The sequence below is a fragment of the Mesorhizobium sp. M1169 genome (genome assembly GCF_040318345.1).
GTDB lineage: Bacteria > Pseudomonadota > Alphaproteobacteria > Rhizobiales > Rhizobiaceae > Mesorhizobium.
This window is the reverse complement of the sequence record NZ_JAMYME010000011.1, coordinates 165,116-171,567: the sequence shown is the minus strand read 5'-3', so window position 1 is coordinate 171,567 and position 6,452 is coordinate 165,116. Positions and strand designations below refer to the sequence as shown.

Genomic DNA, 6,452 nt, shown 5'->3' with positions numbered 1-6,452 from the left:
CTTCGAGGTCGACCTCCATGATCTGCAGCGGCTTTCCGGCGGCAACGGCGACAGCGGCGCGCGTTTTCATCAGGCAATCCTCCCAAGGCAGTCTGCAATCCAGGTTAGATTTAACTTACCATTCAGCTCTGCGCTATGCACGAAGCGACGTTCTGACCCCGGATTTTCGTCAGCGCCCGCCGATTTGCATGCGGGATAGGCTCCGACTTTGCCTTGACCGGCCCCCTGAAGCCCATAAAACGGGAAGCCCGCAAAAGAAGGGCAGCCGAGGGACGAGGCCTGCATGTTCACAAAGATCCTGGTCGCCAACCGTGGCGAGATCGCCTGCCGCGTGATCAAGACGGCGCGCAAGATGGGCATCGCCACCGTCGCGGTCCATTCCGACGCCGACCGCGACGCCGTGCATGTCGAAATGGCCGACGAGGCGGTGCATATCGGGCCTTCGCCGGCTGCGCAAAGTTATCTGGTCGCGGAAAAGATCGTCGCCGCCTCCAAGGCCACAGGAGCAGAAGCCGTGCATCCCGGCTACGGTTTCCTGTCCGAGCGGGCATCCTTCTGCGAAGCGCTGGAGCAGGAAGGCATCGTCTTCATCGGCCCGAAGCCCAAGGCCATCAAGGCGATGGGCGACAAGATCGAATCGAAGAAGTTCGCCAATGCGGCCAAGGTGTCGACGGTGCCCGGCTGGCTCGGCGTCGTCGAAAACGCCGCCCATGCCGAAAGAATAGCCGGCGAAATCGGCTATCCCGTGATGATCAAGGCTTCGGCCGGCGGCGGCGGCAAGGGCATGCGCATCGCCTGGAGCAAGGCAGAGGTGCGCGACGGCTTCGACCGGGCGCGGTCTGAGGCCAAAAGCTCGTTCGGCGATGACCGCGTCTTCATCGAAAAATTCATCGTCGATCCGCGCCATATCGAAATCCAGGTGCTCGCCGACGCGCATGGCAACACGCTCTATCTCGGCGAGCGCGAATGCTCGATCCAGCGCCGCAACCAGAAGGTCGTGGAGGAGGCGCCGTCCCCCTTCCTCGACGCCAAGACCCGCAAAGCCATGGGCGAGCAATCGGTGGCGCTGGCCAAGGCCGTCGAGTACCAGAGCGCCGGCACGGTCGAGTTCATCGTCGACAGCGACAAGAACTTCTATTTCCTAGAAATGAACACGCGGCTGCAGGTCGAGCATCCGGTGACGGAACTCGTCACCGGCATCGACCTGGTCGAGCAGATGATCCGCGTGGCGGCCGGCGAAAAGCTCGCCATCAAGCAGAGCGACGTCAAGCTGAACGGCTGGGCGGTGGAAAGCCGCCTCTATGCCGAAGATCCGTATCGCAACTTTCTGCCGTCGATCGGCAGGCTGACGAAATACCGGCCGCCGGAAGAGGGAAAATTCGGCGAGGTCGTCATCCGCAACGATACCGGCGTTACCGAAGGCTCGGAAATCTCGATGTTCTACGACCCGATGGTCGCCAAGCTGTGCACCTGGGCGCCGACACGGCTGGCGGCGATCGACGCGATGTCGGAAGCGCTGGACAGTTTCGTCGTCGACGGCATCGAGCACAACATACCGTTCCTGGCGGCGCTGATGCAGCATCCGCGCTGGCGGGAAGGGCGGCTATCGACGGCGTTCATCGCCGAGGAATATCCCGACGGCTTCGCGCCCATTGTGCCGAACAGCGAAGAAAACGCGGTGCTGGCCGCGATCGCAACCGCGGTCGAACTGCTGCGCCGCGACCGGCTCGACCGGCTGGGCGGGCGGCTGGCGCCGCATTCGGGCGCCTTGAAACGCGATTGGGTGGTGAAGATCGGCCGGGATTATCTTTCGGTTGCCATCGTCGAAGGCATGATTTCCATTCCGATGGAGCTCGACCTCACAATCGACGGCGGCAAACCGCTGACGGTGGCATCCGACTGGCGGCCGGGCGATCTCATCTGGCGCGGCACGGTCGGCGGCCGCAAGGTCGCGGCGCAAGTCAGGCCGGTGCTGAACGGGTTCCGCATCGCCTGGAAAGGCATCTCGGTGACAGCCCGCGCCATGCTGCCGCGCACCGCCGAACTCGAAAGGCTGATGCCGGAAAAAGGCGCGCCGGATACCTCGAAGATGCTGCTATGCCCGATGCCCGGCCTCGTCGTGTCGATTGCCGTTGCCGAGGGGCAGGAGGTCAAGGCCGGCGAGACGCTGGCCGTGGTCGAGGCGATGAAGATGGAAAACGTCCTGCGCGCCGAGCGCGATCTCATCGTCTCGAAGCTCAACGCCAGGCCAGGCGATAGCCTTGCCGTCGATGCGGTGATCATGGAATTCGCGTGAGGCCGAAACCCCCGCCCTCGACGCCCGTCAGAAGTTGGCGGGACAGCGCCCCCCTCTGCCCTGCCGGACATCTCCCCCTCCAGGGGGGAGATTGGCAGCCTCGGCGCCTCGCTCGCTCCTGCAACGTTGGAAATTGGCGAAAGCCGAGATGATGGCCAATCTCCCCCCTCGTGGGGGAGATGTCCGGCAGGACAGAGGGGGGCGCGAAGGAACGCGACCTTGCAATTGGTTGGGCACGCTCAGTGGAGGAGGGACAAGGCGAGGCCGCGAGGAATTCGCATTTTTCCCCGTCGCGCCGTATTTTGTTCTTGCTTTGTGCCGGCAGCTATGCTACTAATTTGGGTATGGTGCTAATTGGCTCCAGCGACCCGCCCGCAGTGGCGGGTTTTTATTTGCAGCCTGACGTCGGCGGGACAGCGCCCCTCTCTGTCCTGCCGGACATCTCCCCCACGAGGGGGGAGATTGGCAGCTTCGGTGGCAGCGCCTTTCTGCCGGCGGAAGCGATTGCTAAGTTCACAAAGCTCCAATCACTACCGCTGGACTCGTGTTACCCGGTGCCGGACAATACAATACATCTTCATCGACTGAGTCCTTGTGAGGCGGCGCGAAAAAACCATGGCGGATGAAAGACTTCCACGCGATCCCTTGCTGCGCGAGGCCTATGCAAAGGCGTCGCGGGCGGAGGCGGCGGCGCGTCGATTCATTCATCTGCGTGTGCATTCGGCCTATTCGCTGCTCGAAGGTGCCTTGCAGCTCGGCAAGATCGTCGGCCATGCGGTGCAGGACGAATGCCCGGCAATCGCCGTCACCGACACCAACAATCTGTTCGGCGCGCTGGAATTCGCCCAGAAGGCGGTAAAGGACGGCATCCAGCCGATCATCGGCTGCCAGATCGACCTCGCCTTTTCCGGCGAGGCGAGCGACAGCCAGCGCGACCGCAGGCGGCAAGGACCGGAGATGCGGCCGGTCGTCCTGATCGCCGCAACCGAGGCCGGCTACGGCAATCTGGTCAGGCTGGTCAGCCGCGTCTACCTCGAGACACCGCCCGGCGAAGCGGTGCATCTGACGAGCGAGATGCTGCAGGGCCACACCGACGGATTGATCTGCCTTACGGGCGGACCGCGCGGTCCGATCGGCAGTGCCTTGAAACAGGATCGCCGCGAACTCGCCGAGACCCGGCTCTCGGCGCTCAAGAGCCTGTTCGGCGACCGGCTCTATGTCGAGCTTGAGCGGGTCTCCGGCTACGACCGCGCCATCGAGCAGTCGTCGGTCGACCTCGCCTACCGCCACGATCTGCCGCTGGTTGCCACCAACGAGGCGTTTTTCTTCTCTCGTGAAGACTATGAGGCGCATGACGCCCTGATCGCCATCGCCGAAGGTTCCGTGGTTGCGGCCGACAATCGCCGCCGCCTTTCGCCCGACCACTTCCTGAGAAGCCAGGCCGATATGGCGAGGCTGTTCGCCGACCTGCCGGAAGCAATCGACAACACCGTCGAGATCGCGCTGCGCTGCTCGTATTACCCGAAGACCCGCAATCCGATTCTGCCGCGCTTTGCCGGCCGCGATGTCGCCGACGCCGATGCTGCGGTCAAGGCGGAGGCGCAGGAGCTTGCCAGGCAGGCGCATGAAGGGCTGGAGGCGCGGCTGGCGGCGCACGGCCCGACGCCCGGCTATACCGTCGAGCAATATCGCGAAAGGCTGGATTTCGAGCTCGGCGTCATCGAGAAGATGAAATATCCGGGCTATTTCCTGATCGTTGCCGACTTCATCAAATGGGCCAAGGCACAAGGCATTCCGGTCGGCCCGGGCCGCGGTTCGGGCGCCGGCTCGCTGGTCGCCTATGCCACGACCATCACCGACATCGATCCACTGCGTTTTTCGCTGCTGTTCGAGCGCTTCCTCAATCCCGACCGCGTGTCTATGCCCGACTTCGACATCGACTTCTGCCAGGACCGGCGCGAGGAAGTCATCCGCTACGTCCAGCAGAAATACGGCCGCGACCAGGTTGGCCAGATCATCACCTTCGGCACGTTGCAGGCGCGCGCGGTGCTGCGCGACGTCGGCCGCGTGCTGCAGATGCCTTACGGGCAGGTCGACAAGCTGAGCAAGATGGTGCCGTCGAACCCGGCCAATCCGGTCAAGCTCGCCGACGCCATCGCCAACGAGCCGCGCTTTGCCGAAGAGGCGGAGCGTGAGCCGATCGTGCAGACGCTGCTCGATACGGCGCAGAAGCTGGAAGGTCTTTATCGGCACGCCTCGACGCACGCCGCCGGCATCGTCATCGGCGACCGGCCGCTGTCGGAGCTGGTGCCGATGTACCGCGATCCGCGCTCGGACATGCCGGTCACGCAGTTCAACATGAAATATGTCGAGCAGGCGGGGCTGGTGAAATTCGACTTCCTTGGCCTGAAGACGCTGACGGTGCTGGACAGGGCCGTCAAGCTGATCCGCCGCCGCGGCATCGAGATCGATCTTGCCCACATTCCGCTCGACGACCCCGAAACCTACGCCATGCTGTCGCGCGGCGAGGTGGTCGGCGTGTTCCAGGTGGAAAGTGCCGGCATGCGCAAGGCGCTGATCGGCATGCGGCCCGACTGTATCGAGGACATTATCGCGCTGGTCGCGCTCTACCGGCCGGGGCCGATGGAGAACATACCGACCTACAACGCCAGAAAGCACGGCGAGGAGGAGATGGCGTCGATCCACCCGAAGATCGACCATCTCGTCAAGGAGACGCAAGGCGTCATCGTCTACCAGGAACAGGTGATGCAGATCGCGCAGGAGCTCTCCGGCTATTCGCTGGGCGAAGCCGATCTGCTGCGCCGCGCCATGGGCAAGAAGATCCGCGCCGAGATGGACAAGCAGCGCGAGCGCTTTGTTTCGGGCGCGGTCGAGCGCGGCGTCGGCAAGCCGCAAGCCGACTTCATCTTCGACCTGCTGGCAAAGTTTGCCGACTACGGTTTCAACAAATCGCATGCCGCCGCCTATGCCGTCGTCTCCTACCAGACCGCCTATCTGAAGGCGCATTACCCTGTCGAATTCCTGGCGGCGTCGATGACGCTCGACATGGGCAATACGGACAAGCTCGCCGATTTCCGCCAGGATGCGCTGCGCCTCGGCATCGAGGTGGTGGCGCCGTCGGTCATGACGTCGTTCCGGGATTTCGAGGTCGGCGAGAACCGCATCTTCTATTCGCTGGCCGCGCTCAAGGGCGTCGGCGACGCGGCGGTCGAGCACATCGTCGCCACGCGCGGCGAAAAACCCTTCAAGAGCCTTGCCGATTTCTGTGAAAGGGTCGATCCGAAGATCGTCGGCAAGCGCGTCTTCGAAAGCCTGATCATGGCCGGCGCGCTCGACTGCTTCGGTCATGACCGCGCGGCGATGATGGCCGGCGTCGAGCGGATGATGGGGCTGGCGTCGCTGGCGCAGCAGAATGCCGTCACCGGCCAGCATGACATCTTTGGCGCCTCGCTCGGCGCACAGTCGCAGGCGCTCAACTTGCCGGCGACCGATCCCTGGCTCGCCGCCGACCGCCTGCACCGTGAATTCCAGGTGGTCGGGTTCTATCTCTCGGCGCATCCGCTCGACGAATACAAGGCGGCGCTGCAGAAAATGCGGGTGCAGACCTGGGGCGAGTTTTCGGCCGCCGTCAAACGCGGTGCTGCCGCCGGCCGGCTCGCCGGCACGGTGACCACCAAGCAGGAGCGCAAGACGCGCACCGGCAACAAGATGGGCGTCGTGCAGTTCTCCGACACCTCCGGCCAGTATGAAGCGGTGCTGTTTTCCGAGGGGCTGGCGCAATACCGCGACCTGCTCGAACCCGGCCGCTCGGTGGTGATCACCGTTTCGGCCGAGGACAGGCCTGAAGGCGTCAATCTGCGCATCCAGACCGTGCAGTCGTTGGAGGAAGAGGCAAGCCGTATCCAGAAAGCGTTGCGCATCTTCGTCAGAAATGACGCACCGGCATCGACAATCCAATCGCAGCTTGGCCAGCGTGGCGACAGTCAGGTGAGCATCATCGTCATCAAGGAAGGCGGCGAGGGCGAGGTCGAGATCGAGTTGCCCAACCGCTACCGCGTATCGCCGCAGATCGCGTCGGCGATGCGGGCGGTGCCGGGCGTGGTCGAGGTGGAACTGGTCTAAGAGTTAGCGCACG

2 protein-coding genes are annotated in these 6,452 nt (G+C 63.8%); both read left to right on the top strand.

All coding sequences use genetic code 11. The annotated features are described in order from the left end of the window. Nucleotides 1–283: 283 nt before the first annotated feature. Nucleotides 284–2,296, top strand: coding sequence for an acetyl-CoA carboxylase biotin carboxylase subunit (locus NKH41_RS14290; RefSeq protein WP_352770263.1), 2,013 nt, complete (start codon nucleotides 284–286; stop codon nucleotides 2,294–2,296). Nucleotides 2,297–2,911: 615 nt separating this feature from the next. Beyond that, the gene (gene dnaE / locus NKH41_RS14285; RefSeq protein WP_352770264.1) at nucleotides 2,912–6,439 is read left to right on the top strand and encodes a DNA polymerase III subunit alpha; all 3,528 of its coding nucleotides are present in this window, start codon (nucleotides 2,912–2,914) and stop codon (nucleotides 6,437–6,439) included. Nucleotides 6,440–6,452: the final 13 nt, after the last annotated feature.

Bases quoted from the DNA above. Each gene is read 5' to 3' on its own strand.
- dnaE (WP_352770264.1), top strand. From the start codon at position 2,912: ATGGCGGATGAAAGACTTCCACGCGATCCCTTGCTGCGCGAGGCCTAT.
- NKH41_RS14290 (WP_352770263.1), top strand. From the start codon at position 284: ATGTTCACAAAGATCCTGGTCGCCAACCGTGGCGAGATCGCCTGCCGC.